Annotated in this window: 17 protein-coding genes; 10 read left to right on the top strand and 7 right to left on the bottom strand. The window is 36.8% G+C overall.

Going from position 1 to position 15,766, the window contains the following annotated elements; all coding sequences use genetic code 11:
• Nucleotides 1-14: 14 nt before the first annotated feature.
• The 3 genes from EGI24_RS02705 to EGI24_RS02695 are packed head-to-tail and all read left to right on the top strand — an operon-like array spanning nucleotide 15 to nucleotide 1,234.
• A complete protein-coding gene (locus tag EGI24_RS02705; protein ID WP_255046723.1) occupies nucleotides 15-419 on the top strand; it encodes a transcriptional regulator in 405 nt (134 codons plus the stop codon).
• Nucleotides 420-469: 50 nt separating this feature from the next.
• Nucleotides 470-838: a DoxX family protein gene (locus EGI24_RS02700; RefSeq protein ID WP_255046722.1), complete on the top strand. Its 369-nt coding sequence runs from the start codon at nucleotides 470-472 to the stop codon at nucleotides 836-838.
• Between the two features lie 33 nt (nucleotides 839-871).
• A complete protein-coding gene (locus EGI24_RS02695; RefSeq protein WP_255046721.1) occupies nucleotides 872-1,234 on the top strand; it encodes a DoxX family protein in 363 nt (120 codons plus the stop codon).
• Nucleotides 1,235-1,306: 72 nt separating this feature from the next.
• On the opposite strand, the gene mazG is transcribed toward EGI24_RS02695, so the two are convergent.
• Nucleotides 1,307-2,122, bottom strand: a complete 816-nt coding sequence (mazG, locus tag EGI24_RS02690) for a nucleoside triphosphate pyrophosphohydrolase (protein ID WP_255046720.1) — start codon at nucleotides 2,120-2,122, stop codon at nucleotides 1,307-1,309.
• Nucleotide 2,123: 1 nt separating this feature from the next.
• Nucleotides 2,124-2,741: a thioredoxin family protein gene (locus EGI24_RS02685; RefSeq protein WP_255046719.1), complete on the bottom strand. Its 618-nt coding sequence runs from the start codon at nucleotides 2,739-2,741 to the stop codon at nucleotides 2,124-2,126.
• A 132-nt stretch (nucleotides 2,742-2,873) separates the two neighbouring features.
• Between EGI24_RS02685 and EGI24_RS02680 the strand changes: the two genes are divergently transcribed.
• Nucleotides 2,874-4,352: a zinc-binding dehydrogenase gene (locus EGI24_RS02680; RefSeq protein WP_255046718.1), complete on the top strand. Its 1,479-nt coding sequence runs from the start codon at nucleotides 2,874-2,876 to the stop codon at nucleotides 4,350-4,352.
• On the opposite strand, the gene EGI24_RS02675 is transcribed toward EGI24_RS02680, so the two are convergent.
• On the bottom strand, nucleotides 4,346-4,735 hold the full coding sequence (locus EGI24_RS02675) for a VOC family protein (protein ID WP_255046717.1): 390 nt from the start codon (nucleotides 4,733-4,735) through the stop codon (nucleotides 4,346-4,348). The genes EGI24_RS02680 and EGI24_RS02675 overlap by 7 nt on opposite strands.
• Nucleotides 4,736-4,858: 123 nt before the next feature.
• Between EGI24_RS02675 and EGI24_RS02670 the strand changes: the two genes are divergently transcribed.
• Nucleotides 4,859-5,566, top strand: coding sequence for a 2-phosphosulfolactate phosphatase (locus EGI24_RS02670; protein ID WP_255046716.1), 708 nt, complete (start codon nucleotides 4,859-4,861; stop codon nucleotides 5,564-5,566).
• A gap of 44 nt (nucleotides 5,567-5,610) precedes the next feature.
• Nucleotides 5,611-5,880 (top strand): hypothetical protein, encoded by a 270-nt coding sequence (locus tag EGI24_RS02665; protein ID WP_255046715.1) that lies wholly within the window; start codon nucleotides 5,611-5,613, stop codon nucleotides 5,878-5,880.
• Here the strand turns inward: EGI24_RS02665 and EGI24_RS02660 are convergent.
• From EGI24_RS02660 to EGI24_RS02645, 4 genes are all read right to left on the bottom strand, one after another.
• Complete coding sequence (locus tag EGI24_RS02660) at nucleotides 5,877-8,240, bottom strand: PA14 domain-containing protein (RefSeq protein ID WP_255046714.1); 2,364 nt, start codon at nucleotides 8,238-8,240, stop codon at nucleotides 5,877-5,879. The genes EGI24_RS02665 and EGI24_RS02660 overlap by 4 nt on opposite strands.
• A 6-nt stretch (nucleotides 8,241-8,246) precedes the next feature.
• Nucleotides 8,247-9,761, bottom strand: a complete 1,515-nt coding sequence (locus EGI24_RS02655) for a DUF1501 domain-containing protein (RefSeq protein WP_255046713.1) — start codon at nucleotides 9,759-9,761, stop codon at nucleotides 8,247-8,249.
• Nucleotides 9,762-9,764: 3 nt separating this feature from the next.
• Nucleotides 9,765-11,672: a DUF1800 family protein gene (locus tag EGI24_RS02650; RefSeq protein ID WP_255046712.1), complete on the bottom strand. Its 1,908-nt coding sequence runs from the start codon at nucleotides 11,670-11,672 to the stop codon at nucleotides 9,765-9,767.
• 91 nt (nucleotides 11,673-11,763) lie between these two features.
• The gene (locus EGI24_RS02645) at nucleotides 11,764-12,114 is read right to left on the bottom strand and encodes a YraN family protein (protein WP_255046711.1); all 351 of its coding nucleotides are present in this window, start codon (nucleotides 12,112-12,114) and stop codon (nucleotides 11,764-11,766) included.
• A 128-nt stretch (nucleotides 12,115-12,242) separates the two neighbouring features.
• Here EGI24_RS02645 and lipB point away from each other — a divergent pair, with 128 nt between their 5' ends.
• The 4 genes from lipB to EGI24_RS02625 all read left to right on the top strand — a co-directional run bounded on the left by lipB (nucleotide 12,243) and on the right by EGI24_RS02625 (nucleotide 15,695).
• Entirely contained in the window at nucleotides 12,243-12,935 is a 693-nt protein-coding gene (gene lipB, locus EGI24_RS02640) for a lipoyl(octanoyl) transferase LipB (protein WP_255046710.1), read from the top strand.
• Nucleotides 12,936-12,939: 4 nt separating this feature from the next.
• On the top strand, nucleotides 12,940-13,950 hold the full coding sequence (locus tag EGI24_RS02635; RefSeq protein WP_255046709.1) for a dipeptide epimerase: 1,011 nt from the start codon (nucleotides 12,940-12,942) through the stop codon (nucleotides 13,948-13,950).
• A 103-nt stretch (nucleotides 13,951-14,053) separates the two neighbouring features.
• A complete protein-coding gene (locus EGI24_RS02630) occupies nucleotides 14,054-14,578 on the top strand; it encodes an META domain-containing protein (RefSeq protein WP_255046708.1) in 525 nt (174 codons plus the stop codon).
• Nucleotides 14,579-14,690: 112 nt separating this feature from the next.
• Nucleotides 14,691-15,695: an SMP-30/gluconolactonase/LRE family protein gene (locus tag EGI24_RS02625; RefSeq protein ID WP_255046707.1), complete on the top strand. Its 1,005-nt coding sequence runs from the start codon at nucleotides 14,691-14,693 to the stop codon at nucleotides 15,693-15,695.
• Nucleotides 15,696-15,766: the final 71 nt, after the last annotated feature.

Below are 15,766 nucleotides of genomic sequence, written 5' to 3'. Positions count from 1 at the left end.
GATAAAAACTTAAAATGGAAGATTATTATTTTGAAAATGATATAGTCTTTGCTTGCAAAAGAGCTTTCAAGTTTCCTGATGGAGTTCAAATAGCATTCGAAACTTTACACGCTCATATTCCTTTTTCTACAACTAGAAAGTTTTTTAGTTTTTCATGGATGAACGAAAAGGGTGAAATTATTTATCTGGCTGGAGCCGAAATATGGGCAGATGAAATCTACCCCGAGTTAGAAAAATTCGCTTTTAAAAAAGGAAAATATCGAGGTACCATCATCCAAGATTTCATGAAAAACATACCCAAAATGGGACATCTTTTCCAAGAATTGTGCAGAGATGCTGAACTTGACCTCCAAGGCTATTGTGTGGAATGGTATTTCAACGAAAAGGATGTGAAGTGTTTCGTGAAATTGAAAGACTGAACTCATTTGAAAAATTTTGAGTTTAAAAAATTGTAAACCCTATAATAATTATGAAAAAAGACAAAATCATTTATTGGATTTCCACTGGATTTATTTTTTTGTTTGAAGGCCTTATGCCTGCACTCACCTCCCAAACACAAATGGCCAAAGATGGAATTGCACATTTAGGTTATCAACCTTATTTTGGTGTGATGCTCGTCATCTTTAAAGTTTTAGGTGCCTTAGCACTAATTCTTCCGCAAGTTCCAGCAAAAATTAAAGAATGGGCGTATGCTGGATTCGCTTTTGTATTTGTTGCAGCATTTGTTGGTCATGTATCAGTAGATGGATTAAATCCAATGTCGTTTTTCCCACTTGTAATTTTCGGAATTATGATAGTTTCCTATATATATTTTCACAAATTGAAGAAACAAAATTGATATATTTTAGAATTTTTTAAACCCTTATTAAAGATGAATAAAGACAAGATTATTTTTTGGACCACAACCGCAATTATTGCTGTTTTGGTTGGTTTTACTCCAATTTTTACTTGGAGCGACCCTAAAGGAATGGAAATGATGAACCACTTAGGTTATCCTTCTTATTTCGCTCCAATGTTAAACATTTTCAAAATATTGGGAGGAATTGCATTATTGGTTCCTCAAATTCCATCAAAAATCAAAGAATGGGCTTATGCTGGTTTTGGATTTGATTTTATTGCGGCTACTGTTAGTTTAATTGCAGTTGATGGACCTGTTGGACTGTCATTTTTTCCATTGGCATTTTTAGTAATTTTGGCTATTTCTTACATTTATAAAGAAAAATTGGCCAAATAATTTTTTGCGAATAACACAGTTGACAACTTTTATAAAGTTGTCAACTGTAACAGGAAACAGAAATCACTAAAATCAAATTCTTTTTGCTTCCTCCCAAAAAACATCCATTTCGGCCAAAGTCATTTCTGAGAGTTTTTTGTTCATTTCTGTAGCCTTGGATTCTAAATACTTGAATCGCTTTATGAATTTTTTATTTGTGCGTTCTAACGCCGTTTCTGGATTAATATCTATAAATCTGGCATAGTTTACTAATGAAAACAATACGTCACCAAACTCTGCCTCCGCTTTTTCTTTATCAATGGTTTCTTGCGTTTCAGCATTGAAATGCTCCTTAAATTCTTGCATTTCTTCTTCTACTTTGGCCCAAACCTGTGCTTTCTCTTCCCAGTCAAAACCAACTCCCCGAGCTTTTTCTTGAATTCTCATAGCTTTTACCAAGGCTGGCAATGATTTTGGAACACCTCCCAAAACCGACTTGTTTCCTTCTTTAAGCTTGAGTTGCTCCCAGTTTTTCTTTACTTCTTCTTCATCGGCCACCACCACGTCGCCATAAATGTGCGGATGTCTGCTGATAAGTTTTTCACAAATTCCATTCAACACATCTGTAATGTCAAAATCCTCTGTTTCGGAACCAATTTTGGCATAAAAAACCAAATGCAGCATAATGTCGCCCAACTCTTTTTTGATTTCTTGAAGGTCGTTTTCAAGAATGGCATCAGAAAGTTCGTAGGTTTCTTCAATGGTCAAATGACGAAGACTTTCAAACGTCTGTTTCCTATCCCAAGGGCATTTTTCACGGAGGTCATCCATGATATCCAATAGGCGATTAAATGCTAAAAGCTCATTTGCTCTGTTTTTGGGAATGATGGGCGGTAGTTTTACTGACATATTATTTCCACCTAATGGCACAGCCAATAGGTTTTGTTTGTTCGATGATGACGGGTTTGTTTTCAGAAAGGCTTTGCACAACGTCTTCTAAATAGTTTTTTGTGACACCACTTGCGTCTTGTGGGTTATCATCAATGGCTCCAGAATACTTCAGAATATATTTAAACCCTTCCTTTTTTACTACAAAAACATGCGGCATTCGCAAAGCTCCAAAAGTTTTGGCAATGGCTTGTTTTTCGTCTCTCAAAATCGGAAAAATGAAGCCTTTTTCTTTGGCTCGGGCTTGAATATTCTCCAATTTGTCTTCCTCATAAGCCTCGGCATCATTGGGGTTTATAGCTATCAGTGGGTAAGATTTCAGCGTGTATTTCTTGTCGATGGCTATAAGTCTGTCTTCATAGCTTTTAGAAAACGGGCAGTAATTGCTTGTAAAAACTAAGATAAAGCCCTTAGCTGATGGAAAAGATGAAAAAGAGTACAACTTTCCGTTGATGCTTCTGAGCGAAAAATCTTTTACTTCATCTCCTATTTTGTAGGCGGCAATGGCAGAAGTTCTTGATTTATTTTCTGTAAAACTCAAAAACAAAATGGAAACCAGGACTAATATGCGAAAATGCATGATTGAATTTTTATTGTAAAAACGAATAATATTTGTAAATCGATACCTCAAATATTCCATCAAAAATAATATAAAACCAAAGATTTATTAGATTTGAGAATTGAATATTTCAAAAAGCCTTAAATAAGATTTATGAAAGCCTTACTCTGTACTGAATTTGGACCCGCCGAAAAATTAATTTTTAAAGAAATAAACGCTCCAGAACCCAAAGAAAACGAGGTGTTAATCAAAGTGGCAGCTTGCAGTGCCAATTTCCCTGATACATTAATCATTGAAAACAAATATCAATTTAAGCCCGAATTGCCGTTTTCACCTGGTGGAGAAGTGGCTGGAGTAATTCTAAAAATTGGAGAAAATGTCAAAAAACTAAGCATCGGTCAACGTGTTTTTGCACTTTGTGGTTGGGGTGGATTTTCCGAGGAAGTTTGTGTGGGTGCTGATCGCGTTTTTCCTTTGCCCGATTATATGGATTTTGTAACTGGAGCCAGTTTGATGTACAATTTTGGCACTTCCTATCATGCTCTAAAGAACCGTGCACATTTGCAAAAAGGCGAAACTTTATTGGTTTTGGGGGCTGCTGGCGGTGTAGGTTTAGCTGCTGTAGAACTCGGTAAATTAATGGGTGCAAATATAATAGCTGCGGCATCAACTGACGAGAAACTGGCCATTTGCAAAGAGAAGGGAGCTGATTTTTTGGTAAATTATGAAAAAGAAGACCTAAGAGAAAAAATTAAAGAATATACGCGAGGCAAAGGAATTGATGTAGTTTATGACCCAGTAGGAGATAAATATGCCGAACCAACATTGCGAAGCATGGCATGGAATGGGCGATATTTGGTAGTGGGTTTTGCTGGAGGTGAAATTCCGAAATTGCCATTTAATTTGGCTTTGTTAAAAGGCTGTTCTGTGCTCGGCGTATTTTGGGGACAATTCTCAAAACTTCAACCCAAAGAAAACTTTGAAAACATCCTAGAATTGGCCAACTGGTTTAAAGAAGGAAAACTGAAACCGCACATTTTCAAAAAATACAGCTTGCCAGATTCAGCACAAGCTTTGGTGGATTTGCGAGAAAGGAAGGTAGTAGGAAAAGCCGTGGTTATTTGTGATGAAAAGCTAACTAATGTGCCAATTACAAAAATTATTGAACCTGAAAAATCTAAAAGAATCTATCAAAATTTAGAAGAGATAAAGGCTTCAGTAGGCAAAATAATTGGTGAAAGTCCTTGGCTAGAAATAAGTCAAGACATCATTGATGGTTTTGCAAAAGCCACTTTTGATGAGCAGTGGATACATGTAAATCCTGAAAAAGCTGCTCTGAGCCCTTTCGGAAGTACCATTGCTCATGGATTGCTGACTTTGTCGCTAAGCCCGAAGTTTATGTTTGATATTTACGAAGTAAAAAACTCGAAAATGGGCATCAATTACGGCTCCGACAAAGTGCGATTTTTACAGCCCATTAAAGTGAATTCAAAAGTAAAAATGGTTGCCAAACTTCTGGAAGCGACTGAAGCCCCAAACAACGGCCTAAAAATGAAAATAGAGGGGACTTATTTCGTAGAAAACAATCCAAAGCCGGTGTGTGTCGCTGAACTTTTGAGTGTGATTTATTGAGGAATTGAATGAACAGCAATCCTATTTCCTTCTGAATCTATAAAAACACCCATAGATCCATGCTCTTCGGATATTAAAGTTTTTGGAACTGTCACTTTACCGCCAGCATTTTCCACCCTCGACAGTACAATTTCTACATCCGGATTGGCATTAAGATATATCAATGGCCCTTGACTTTCAGATGGAATATAAAATCCGGGACTTGTTTTGACCAAAGCCCCGCCAATACCTGTTTCAGGATTAGAAATAGGGAATAGTCTCATTTGGAAACCTGGAAACTCCATTGGAATCATCTGAATTTCAAAAATAGCTTCGTAAAATTTTTGAGCTCTGTCGAGGTCTTCCGTTGGAATTTCGAACCAACTTATAGCATGATCTTTCATTTATTTATATTAAGGGTTATTGTAAAGTTAAAAATATTTTTGTTTCATTATTTAAAAACAAAAATATTTTGTGTGTAAAAACTCACAAGGTTTTTACTTTTGCCTAATTTTTAAAAATCACGAATGAAAAATATAGACGTTTGTCTTACCCCTGACTTATTGCATCTGCACAAAATCAATAATTCTATAGTTGTTGTTACTGACATTTTTAGGGCAACTTCATGTATGGTCACTGGTTTTGCTTATGGTGTGAAAAGCATTATCCCAGTAGCAACGGTAGAAGAATGTAAAAATCTCCAAAACATGGGATATGTGGCAGCAGCAGAAAGAAATGCCGAAAAAGTAGAAGGATTTGACCTCGACAATTCGCCCTTTAGCTACATGGACGAACGATTAATTGGAGGAAAAATAGCTATGACTACAACAAATGGCACTTTGTCTATTTCAAAAGCCAAAACCGACGCCGTAAAAGTGATTGTGGGGGCATTTTTGAATTTGGAAGCAGTCGTTAATCATCTTAAAAACCAACCTTATGATGTTTTGGTGCTTTGTGCAGGCTGGAAAGGTCGCCCAAATCTCGAAGATACGCTATTTGCGGGAGCAGTAGTAGAAGCATTGAAAGACGAGTATTTTGTTTCTGAAGATTCGGCTATTTTAGCAATGAGAACTTATCAACAAGCCAAAGACAACATGCTTGCATATCTTGCTAACTCGTCACACATTCGCAGGTTGCAAGGCTTGGGTATTAACAAAGACATCAGTTACTGTTTGCAAAAAGACCTTTATGATGTTCTACCTGTATTAAGAGGAAATGAATTGGTGGTTCATTAAGATATAAATATTATATTCGTTCCTAATTTAAAAAATCTAACAAAATGGCAACTTCATTTAACATTGACTATCCAGGCACAGCATCCGACTTTGTTGTTAATGCCACAAAAGCAATCAAAACAAAAGGAGGAATTTTCGCGGGCGACCAAAAAAGTGGCACATTTGCTCTGAAAACACTTATTGGCTCCGTAAAGGGAGGTTACAAAGTAATTTCAGGTGAAGGAGCTGAAACAAAAGTGGCCATTACAATCAATCAGAAACCCATGCTTGTGCCAATGTCAAAAATTCAAGAAGTAATAGAAGGCTACTTCTAAGGCACTTCAAAATACTCAGAAACTACATTCTTGTTGATTTTAAGCATAATTTCATACTTGCCTTTCGCTAGTTTGTTAGTTGGAATTAGTTTGGTCTGAGTACCGAGATTTTCTTGAAAAGTATCTACCAAAGTTACGATAACATTTCCTTTGATAGTTTTTAATTGCAACAGAACATCTCCAGGTTCATTAAGTCTGTAAATAACTTTCTTAGTTTTTGTATTTTCTTCATCTAACATCAATCCTTTCATAGCATTTTGCTCTTGAATTTGTTTCATGCCTATTGCTATATTTGCCGAGAACTGTTGTTGAATACAGTTCTCTATTTCGGCCGAGAAAACCGCTGCGTTTTTTACTTCAAATCCAGGTAAAAGCACGATACTGTTTCCAGCTGTGAACGAAATATTTTTCGTTGTAGGAACCAAACTTATCGATTCAATCCTTTTTTTAGCTGAAAAAAGCGTATCTGTCAAACTCATTTTACCCAAGGCAAGTGTATCAGTGCCACAGCTAATATCAACACCTTTGCAATTACAATTTCCATCAAATTTGTCGTAAGAAGTCAGAGGATCTTGGTCATCGCAAGGCGTATCCATAATGTTGCAAAGTGCGGCATCAAATGTGATTTTACTAAACCCCGAACAAGTAGCGTCTCCATGGTTATTTAAAGCCGAAATTAAAATATATTTCGCCTTGGCGTCATTAAAGTTTGGTCCAACGAAACCTGAATAATCAACCAACCCAGGTGCTTGTGGCCATGTATATGTACCTCCAAGCGGTATCCAGTTTGTTCCATCTACCGAATAATCAATTACCACTTCTCTAAAACCTTTGTTGGTTTGGTTTAACACATTATAATTCCAAACCCTAGCCTCTTTGAATTTATAAATGTCACTGAAATCGTATTTTATCCAGTGTTGGCTTGCACTTCGAGCTGGATTTGGATTAGGAGCGGTTGCACAAGAAGTCCAAGAAGCCTCCTCTATTGGATTAAGATTGTCGGTCGGACTGCAATCTGCATACATTTGATACTTTGCTCCTAAGTCGTCGCAGTCTGGGCCTGAACAAGGCGTTCCAACGCAATTACAATTTCCATCTATTTTGTCATTGTTTGTAAATGCATTTCCGTCATCACAAAGTGTATTCTGAGCAATACAAGACACTTCACAATTGTAGTCATAAATATAAAAATTAGGAATTTTCTTCCATGTTCGCTGAGGATGAAATGGCGTTTTCCAAAACAAATGGAAATGATCACGCCAAGAGTTTTCTTTGTGTCTAAATTCGAAATAATAGAATTTCCCCTTTTGCATGTAAATTGGGCCTGAATTCTGCAAAACTGAATAGTTATGTTCATACTCTCCAATACCATAAAATGCAAACATCTGATGGTTTTGCTTATATTCAACAGAATCATTTTTACTCATAAAAAAGAAAGTCTGATTGTCCCCTGTAAGATTAAACTCATACTTTCCTGTTACTGGCACTGTCAAAAAGCCTTGAACAAGTGTGCCATAATTGTCATAAGTTGATTGATTTAATGGCCCATAAACACCCTTTAGTTTCTCCATTTTATCGGGAACCAAAGGGAACTTTGGGGCATTTATCAAGTCGTTTTCCACATAAGAACCCGGAATGTTTTCATAATAATACGCCTCCAGTAAACCTTTTTGTCCAATGCAAGCATTTGTTGAAGTCGCCGTTCCTAAACAATTGCAAAAGCCATCTTGCTGGTCGTTAGTAGTTTGGGAATTATTGTCATTACAAGGAGTACCTCTGGAAGGGCAAGTTGTTCCACAAGTGTATTCATAGATAGAATTAAAATCTACTACCGTCCAAACCGTTTCAGCATTTTTCTTCCAAAATAAAGTCGCAAAATCTGAATATCCTCCTTCGAAGTTGAGTATCTCGAAATAGTAATATTGACCACCCACTAATGTAATTGAGGCAGATGTTTGTTGCGAATATTTAGTATGCTCAACTGGTCCCGTATAACCTGGCACTTCTGCTCTTTTAGTTTTGTTTTGAGGGTTTATTCCATTACTTAAAAAAAACAAGGCTCTATCATCTCCTGTAAGATTGAAAGTGTAAGTAGTCGTAACGGGAACACTTATAAAACCCCTTACCATTCCGGCATAGTATTCCGTATAATTGCTGGGTGTACTGAGTGTTGGAATCATCTGAAAACCGTCAGGCGTCTCCGGAAAAAACTCCAATGCATAAAGTGCGTTCGTGTCAGGAGTGGAACTAAATCCAGTCCAATAACTCCACTTTACTTGTCCCGCAGGACCAACACAGGTTTGAGCTTTGGCATAAAAACTACTTAAAAAAATGGCAAAAAATATAACCTTAATCTTCATAATTTATCAATAGTTTAAACAGCCTAAAGGATGATTGGTCGTCGATATGGGACTTTGATTAAAATTCATGAACCCTATTGGGTAATTGTTTGCAGCGTATGAATAAAAATTTCCCAGATTGGGCAAAACATAGCACAAATCAGATGGGCTCACACCATACCAAAGAGCAATCTCGGCATACATTTCATCTGTAGAAACTGTTGGAATAAAGTTTCCTCGGTAGGAAATATTCCTATTGTTAGCACTGCTCAGATCCATTTTAGGATAGGCTCCAAAAATTCTTCCACCATTTACTGCCCCACCCATTATCATATTATTTCCTCCCCATGCATGATCCGACCCATTTCCATTGGAAGTAAGCGTTCGGGCAAAGTCTGAAATGGTAAAAGTGGTTACGTTTTCAGAAATCCCCAATTCAACAGTACTATCAAAAAAGGCCTTCATGGCTTGGCTTACCACAGGTAATTTGCCATTTAGGCCACCCAAGAGACCATCATGCATATCCCAACCACCATAGTTTACAAAAAATATCTGTCTCTTTGTTCCAAGCTGCTGTCGAACACTCATCACTTTCGTTATTGCAGCCAAATCACCCGCCAATGAAGTGTTAGGAAAAGTAGTGGAGATGGTTGGAACTCTTTTTAATGCTTCTTTGAAAATCTCAAAAGAAGCCATACTTTCTTTTGCAGTGGCCGAATAGGTTTTTTGAAGTAAATTTGAATATGTTTGTCCCACAAGGCTGTCGATTGCATTTGTTCTCATTTCTTGCAGTAAACCTTGATTTCCCCACCACGATGGAAATGACTGAAGTCCTACATTGTTTGGATCCACATTGTCGCTTATTGAATACTCTGAAACCGATTGACCCCTTTGGAAAACATTCTTACCTGCCAGAGAGATATTCATCGAAATGCCGTTGTTGGCATTGTTGGCATTCAAGATATCTGCCATTCTACCTCCCACTCCCAGTGCGTCACGACTTTGCGGTACAGAGGTTTGCCACTGCATGATTTGGTCAGAATGAGAATAAATACCTAGCGGAATCTTCTTTAAAGAGTTTTGATACTCATTTGGGGTAAGTATTGGCTCTATCAGCGTGCCTATATTAGACATAAACGCCAACTTGCCGGCGTTGAACAAATCTCTAATACCACTCATTTGAGGATGTACTCCAAAAGCAGAATAGGCACAGTTTTGTCCCCGAAAACTAGAGCATTGCGGATTATTTAAAGCTAAAAAACTGGATGGAGTCTGTGCAACCGCAAGATCAGTTCTTAGTGCCAAATATTCAGAAAAGCCATTGTCCCCATTTACAGTAGTCCCCGTAGGCATCAACATATTGAAAGAATCAATACCACCAGAAAATAGAATACACACAATAGCTTTGTAGTCCTCTCCAGGAGCGTTTTTATTGAAGTTAGTAAGACCGTTAAGAGCCCCTAAACTCGTCAAAGAGCTAAGAAGTGTAGTACTTCCCATGGCTCCACACCCGACATTCTTTATGAAATTTCTTCTGTTCATTTCTTATTTGTTTATTAGGTAGTCAGGAGCAATCATTATCAGAAATATTCCCATTCTTAGTCGTCTATCGGCCAAAGTGGGGTCTGGAACACCATTTATATCAAAAGTAATGGGCATAGAAAGCAGCACATTTTGAATGATGGACATATTTTCTGCCTTTATTCTTCCCTGTGCTAATATGAGGTTGTACTTATCCAAAAATTCTTTTATACGATTGTCTTTAGCAAGTACATAATCAGCCGTAATATTAAACTTTGGCTCTTGGTCACTTTTATAAAATTCGTTGTTAAAAATGCTCCAATATTCAATTGGATCATTAGAAATTATCCATTTGTGAAGGGCATTCATATAGTTAGAAAAAGACAATGAATTGAGCATTTGAAACTCTGGACCAACTTTTCCTGCAGCTTGTAAAGGTCCTCCAGGAACATACCCTGGCTGATAAAAATTGAACACCGAAGGGGAATAAAGTGGCTTTTGTTCGATTCTATCGTATAAATCCACCATTACGTTTCTATAAATACCACTTTGATTGGTCAATCCGATACCATTTATAAGATTCATATATCGCAAAAACGGCTCTCTTAAGTGTCCATAAGCAGTATTTTCTTTTTCTGCACAACAATCCCTCGCCTCAGGGTCGAGCAAAATTGCCCTCACCACAGCTTTTAAATCCCCTCTTACTCCTATTCCATTGTTATTAAATACAGACGCTATTCGGTCTATAAATTCAGAAGAAGGATTAGAACTCACTAGATGTTGTATGAGTCTTTTTGCCATAAAAGGCCCTACATTTGGGTGGTTAAAAATAATATCCAAAGCATCCCGAATATCAAGTTGTCCATCTGCAACGGGCCTTGCCACAATAGTTTGGTTAAGAAAGGTTTTAGGCCCAGGCTCATGACCATTTACAATTCTCCAAGTATTAGGATTTGCCCACCACCTCGTATATTTTTCACTTGAATCAACTGGAAAAAACTTCAATCTTTTGGTATAACTCCAGTCATTTACGTTATTATTATCACCCAAATACCTACTATGTGACCATGACAAACCTGTAAAAACCTTCGCAAGATTGCCAATGTCATCGTTGTTGTAGGTTGGAATTGATTTTCCGCTTATGTCTTTTTTTTCTGTTCCATTATTGTTTAACTCAAACAAACCAATCGAAAACAATTGCATAATTTCTCTTGCATAGTTTTCGTCAGGAAAAACTTTCTTTTTTGTTTGGTTGGTTGTAGATATTGCTAAAGTATCAGTAGCATGATTATTCAAATAGGTTAAATAAACCGCCATTGCAGGATGATATGTAACGCTATCAATCAAACTTCTGTAATTTCCAAAAGCGTTTTTGTTCAACATATCATAATAACTTGCCAAGGCATAGGGATTATTGTCAAAAGCCGATATTCTGGATGTTACAAATATTTGACTCAAAGCTAAACTTACTCTCCAGCGTAATTTATCCATTGAAACCATGTTGGCCTGAAACCAAGCTACATCAAATGCCCAATCGTCAATAAAAACATTATTCAAAGTGTAATTCCCAGCCGGATTCTGAAGTTTTAGAGAATCTACCATACTTTGGTGCATATTTTGCACGTAGTTTTGGAGATTGAAATTTGGATTCATCGCAAATTGCTCATCTAACCAAGGTTCTATGCCTTGATTTTGCAAAGACAGAATTTCAGAAAGCTTTGGGCCAAGCGTGGCCTGTGAAAGAAACCTTGAACTGGCCTTTGGATTAGGGATGTAACCAGTACTCATGAGCGTTTTAATACCTTTTGAGGCATTTGAGCTAGCATTAACAGTAACTCCCTTTATGTTTCCTTTACCAAAGGTCTGGGTATTCTGTGAAAAGGTGGATTGAAAACAACACAAAACGAGGGTAAAAATTATTAAAGTTTTCATAGTGAGATGTTTTCAAGAAAGCAAACTGAGAAAATCGCAGCAATTTCGTTGCCAAACTTCAAAAAAACTCAAAAATAACATTAAATTTTCCTTAAAAAAATGCATCCTCAAAATGCAAAATTTCGAACTTGGGTTTTTCGATTATCGAAATGAAGTCAAAACGAGCCTCCCCATTCCATGGAAACTTGTGTAAATAAGCTTCAGCCCCTTTTTTTATGGCATTTTGTTTACCTTTTCCCATAGTCCCTTCAGGAAAACCATAGTCGGCATTGAGTTTTAGTCTAACTTCTACAAAAATCAGCATATCATCTTTTGTGCAAATAATGTCAATCTCTGAATTGTGTGAGGTAAAATTGCGTTCTTTTATTACAAAACCTTTGTCGGTAAGATATTTTACAGCGTAATCTTCGCCTTCTTTTCCTTTGTCGAGTTTTTCGCTCATATTTGTGTTTGAATTTGCTTCAAAGATATTTTTTTATTCTTTAGAAATCAAAAGTGAAAAGCAAGACGAAAAAAAGCAAAAAAAAAATAAGGATTGTCCATTAAATAAACAACTCTCAATGATTAAAAATGAAAAACAAAGAAGTAAAATATATTGACTTAGGCTTAATTGACTATAAAGAAGCATGGGATTTTCAAGAAGAATTTTTCAAGAAAGTAGTTGAAATAAAAATAGCCAATCGCACAAATGAAACAATTGAGAAAACTCCAAATTATCTGATATTTTGTCAACATCCACATGTTTTTACTTTGGGAAAAAGTGGGAAAATAGAGAATCTTTTGGTTGATGAAAATGGTCTGGAAGAGAAAGAAGCCAGTTTTTATAAAATCAACCGTGGCGGAGACATCACCTATCATGGACCAGGGCAATTGGTGGTTTATCCGATTCTTGATCTTGACAATTTCTTTACTGATATACACAAATATATGCGGTTTTTGGAAGAAGCCGTGATTATGACTTGTGCTGATTTTGGCATAAAGGCGGGTAGAATAGATGGTTTAACTGGCGTTTGGATTGACGACGGAAATCCAAGAAAAATATGTGCAATGGGTGTTAAATCTAGTCGTTGGGTAACTATGCACGGTCTTGCATTAAACGTGAACACCGATTTGTCATATTTTAGCCATATTGTACCATGCGGAATTGATGATAAAACGGTAACTTCTTTCGAAAAAGAACTCAAAATGCCAATAAATCAACAAGAAGTCGCCGAAAAACTAAAGACGCATTTGGCTAATCTCTTCGAAATGGAACTTATCTGATTCAATGAACATAAAAACACATATAATATCTCTTCAGAGCAAATACCCTTTCAGAATTGCTCATGGAGTTCGACTGGAGACCGAAACCTTCATTGTTGAACTGTCTGATAAAAAATTCACAGGTTTTGGTGAAGCGACCCCCGTTCCTTATTATGGTATTACTCCTGAAGTGATGAATAAGGTAATTTTAGAAAATAAGGAAATTATAGAGAATATCGTTTGGGGAAATCCCGCAAAATATTGGGAAGCATTAAATCCTTTTATTGGTCATAATCATTTCGTGCAATGTGCCATAGATATTGCCGCTTATGATATTTGGGGACAAAGGAATGGTCAACCCCTTTACAAAATGTTGGGATTAGACAATTCAAAAGTTCCTTTTTCGGATTATACAATCGGTATTGACGAAATACCCGTGATGATTCAAAAAATGAAAGAATTTGATTTCCCAATTTATAAAATAAAATTAGGAACACCCAACGACATAGAAATTGTAAAAGCTCTTCGTAAAGAAACCGAGGCTATATTTAGAGTGGATGCCAACACAGGTTGGAACGTTGAAGAAACCATCAAAAATTCCGAAGAATTAGTCAAATTGGGCGTAGAGTTTATAGAACAACCCCTCAAAGCCGAAGATTTTGAAGGAATGACAGAAGTAATAAAACATACCGAATTACCTATTATAGCCGACGAAAGTTGTGTTGTAGAAGCCGACGTTGAACGATGTATCGGTCATTTTTCAGGTGTAAATATAAAACTCGCAAAATGTGGTGGAATAACACCAGCTCTAAGAATGATCAAAACTGCTAGGTCCGCCAAAATGAAAGTAATGATGGGTTGCATGACCGAAAGTAGCATTGGAATTTCAGCAATTGCCCAACTTTTACCTTTACTTGATTATGTAGATATGGATGGAGCTATGCTCATTTCGAACGACCCTGCAGATGGCGTGAAACTAGAAAATGGAAAAGTGATTTACCCCGAAAGAAATGGGATAGGGGCATATTTGAGATGAAAATTAATTTTACCATTCAGTTGGTTAACAATAAACTTAATTATTTCTGCACCTGTACAACCTTTCCATTGAAATAATGGTCTAAGATTAAAACAACAATTTTATGATATACAAAGCACTTTTAATTTGTCTTTTGATGCCGATTTTAAGAATTGATTCTTGTACCAAAGTGGAAATACAAGCTGCTGACAACCCAAGTACACAAATCTTAGGCAAATGGGTACTAAAGCACCGATTTCTTGGCGATGCCATAGATACGCCATGTGGATATGCAGTCACAAATGCCCGTGACATTACCTTAGACATAGCTGATAACACCGAGTCTGCTGATGCTAAAGTTTTGCGAATGACTGGAAATTCGGCTGTAAATATGTATTTTGGAGACTTAACCATTACAGGTTTCGACGAAAAAACAGGAATCGGAACAATGAAAATAAGCACCTTGGGAAGCACAAAAATGGCCGGTCCTCCAGAATTAATGGAGTGTGAAACCAATTATTTCAATATGCTTAACGAATCCGCAGAATTTAGAATACAAGAAGGCCAATTGCAGGTGGGAAGATTCAAAAAAGATACTACTCCATCACGCGACGGCGGTACATATTTTATTTATGAAAAAGCCAATTAAGGCCCTTATAAATCAAAATTTCTAAAAAGGAAGTCAGTAATGGCTTCCTTTTTTGTTTCTCGGCAAAAATTTATAACTTTAAGTGATATTATGATGATAACAGTCAACCATTATGAAAAAAATAACCTTTAGTCTAACCTTAATGATTACAACCTACTTTACCTCAGCTCAAAATCCCAAAATTGGCAAAATCATTTCCAATGACCCTTCTTTATCAACACTACTAGACATCAACGATCAATTAGAAGTATTAGGAGAAGGATTTGAATGGTCAGAAGGACCCGTTTGGGTCAAAAATGGCAATTATCTCCTTTTTTCAGATGTGCCAACCAACATCATATATAAATGGAAAGAAAGTGAAAAAATAATAGAATTTCTGAAACCTTCTGGCTATACTGGCATAATGCCCTACAGCAATGAACCTGGCAGTAATGGCCTCACAATCAGTAACGATGGGAAATATTTAATTGCTTGTGAACATGGTGACAGAAGAATTACCAAAATGCCATTGGCAGGTAAAGGTGGAAAATTTACTTTGGCAGACAACTGGGACGGAAAACGCTTCAATAGCCCAAATGATGTAGTAGAAGCCAAATCTGGAGACATTTACTTTACCGATCCACCGTATGGTTTACCCGATTTCGTAAATGACAAAAGCCGCGAAATTGAATATTTCGGCGTTTATAGAATTTCTCCCCAAGGAAAAGTAACACTTATCATAAAAGATTTAGTAAGACCCAACGGAGTAGCACTTTCGCCAGACCACAAAACCCTTTATGTGGCTCAGTCTGATGTGAAAGCATACATTATGAGTTACCCTATAAAATCAGATGGAAGCGTAGGTGAAGGCAAGCTACTTTTTGATGCTTCATATCTCAACCAACAAGGTCTCAAAGGAGCTCCTGATGGCTTGAAAGTGGACGAGAAAGGAAATATTTTCACTACAGGGCCTGGAGGAATAATAGTTTTAAACCCGCAAGGCAAACTTTTAGGTCGAATTGAAACTGGAGCCGCAACCGCCAATCTGGCTTGGGGAGAAGACGGAAGCACGCTTTTTATAACGGCTGATATGTACTTACTCAAGTTAAAAACCAAAACCAAAGGGGCTAATTTTTGAGTGGCATTAAATTTGTAAAAATAAAACAAATTAGAAAACTTTGATAATCAATGGGAATATTCCTATTTTTG

The sequence above is a fragment of the Lacihabitans sp. CS3-21 genome, from assembly GCF_024343675.1.
Classification (GTDB): domain Bacteria; phylum Bacteroidota; class Bacteroidia; order Cytophagales; family Spirosomataceae; genus Leadbetterella.
Note: the sequence above shows the minus strand (reverse complement) of the source record. Positions and strands in the feature narration are given on the sequence as shown.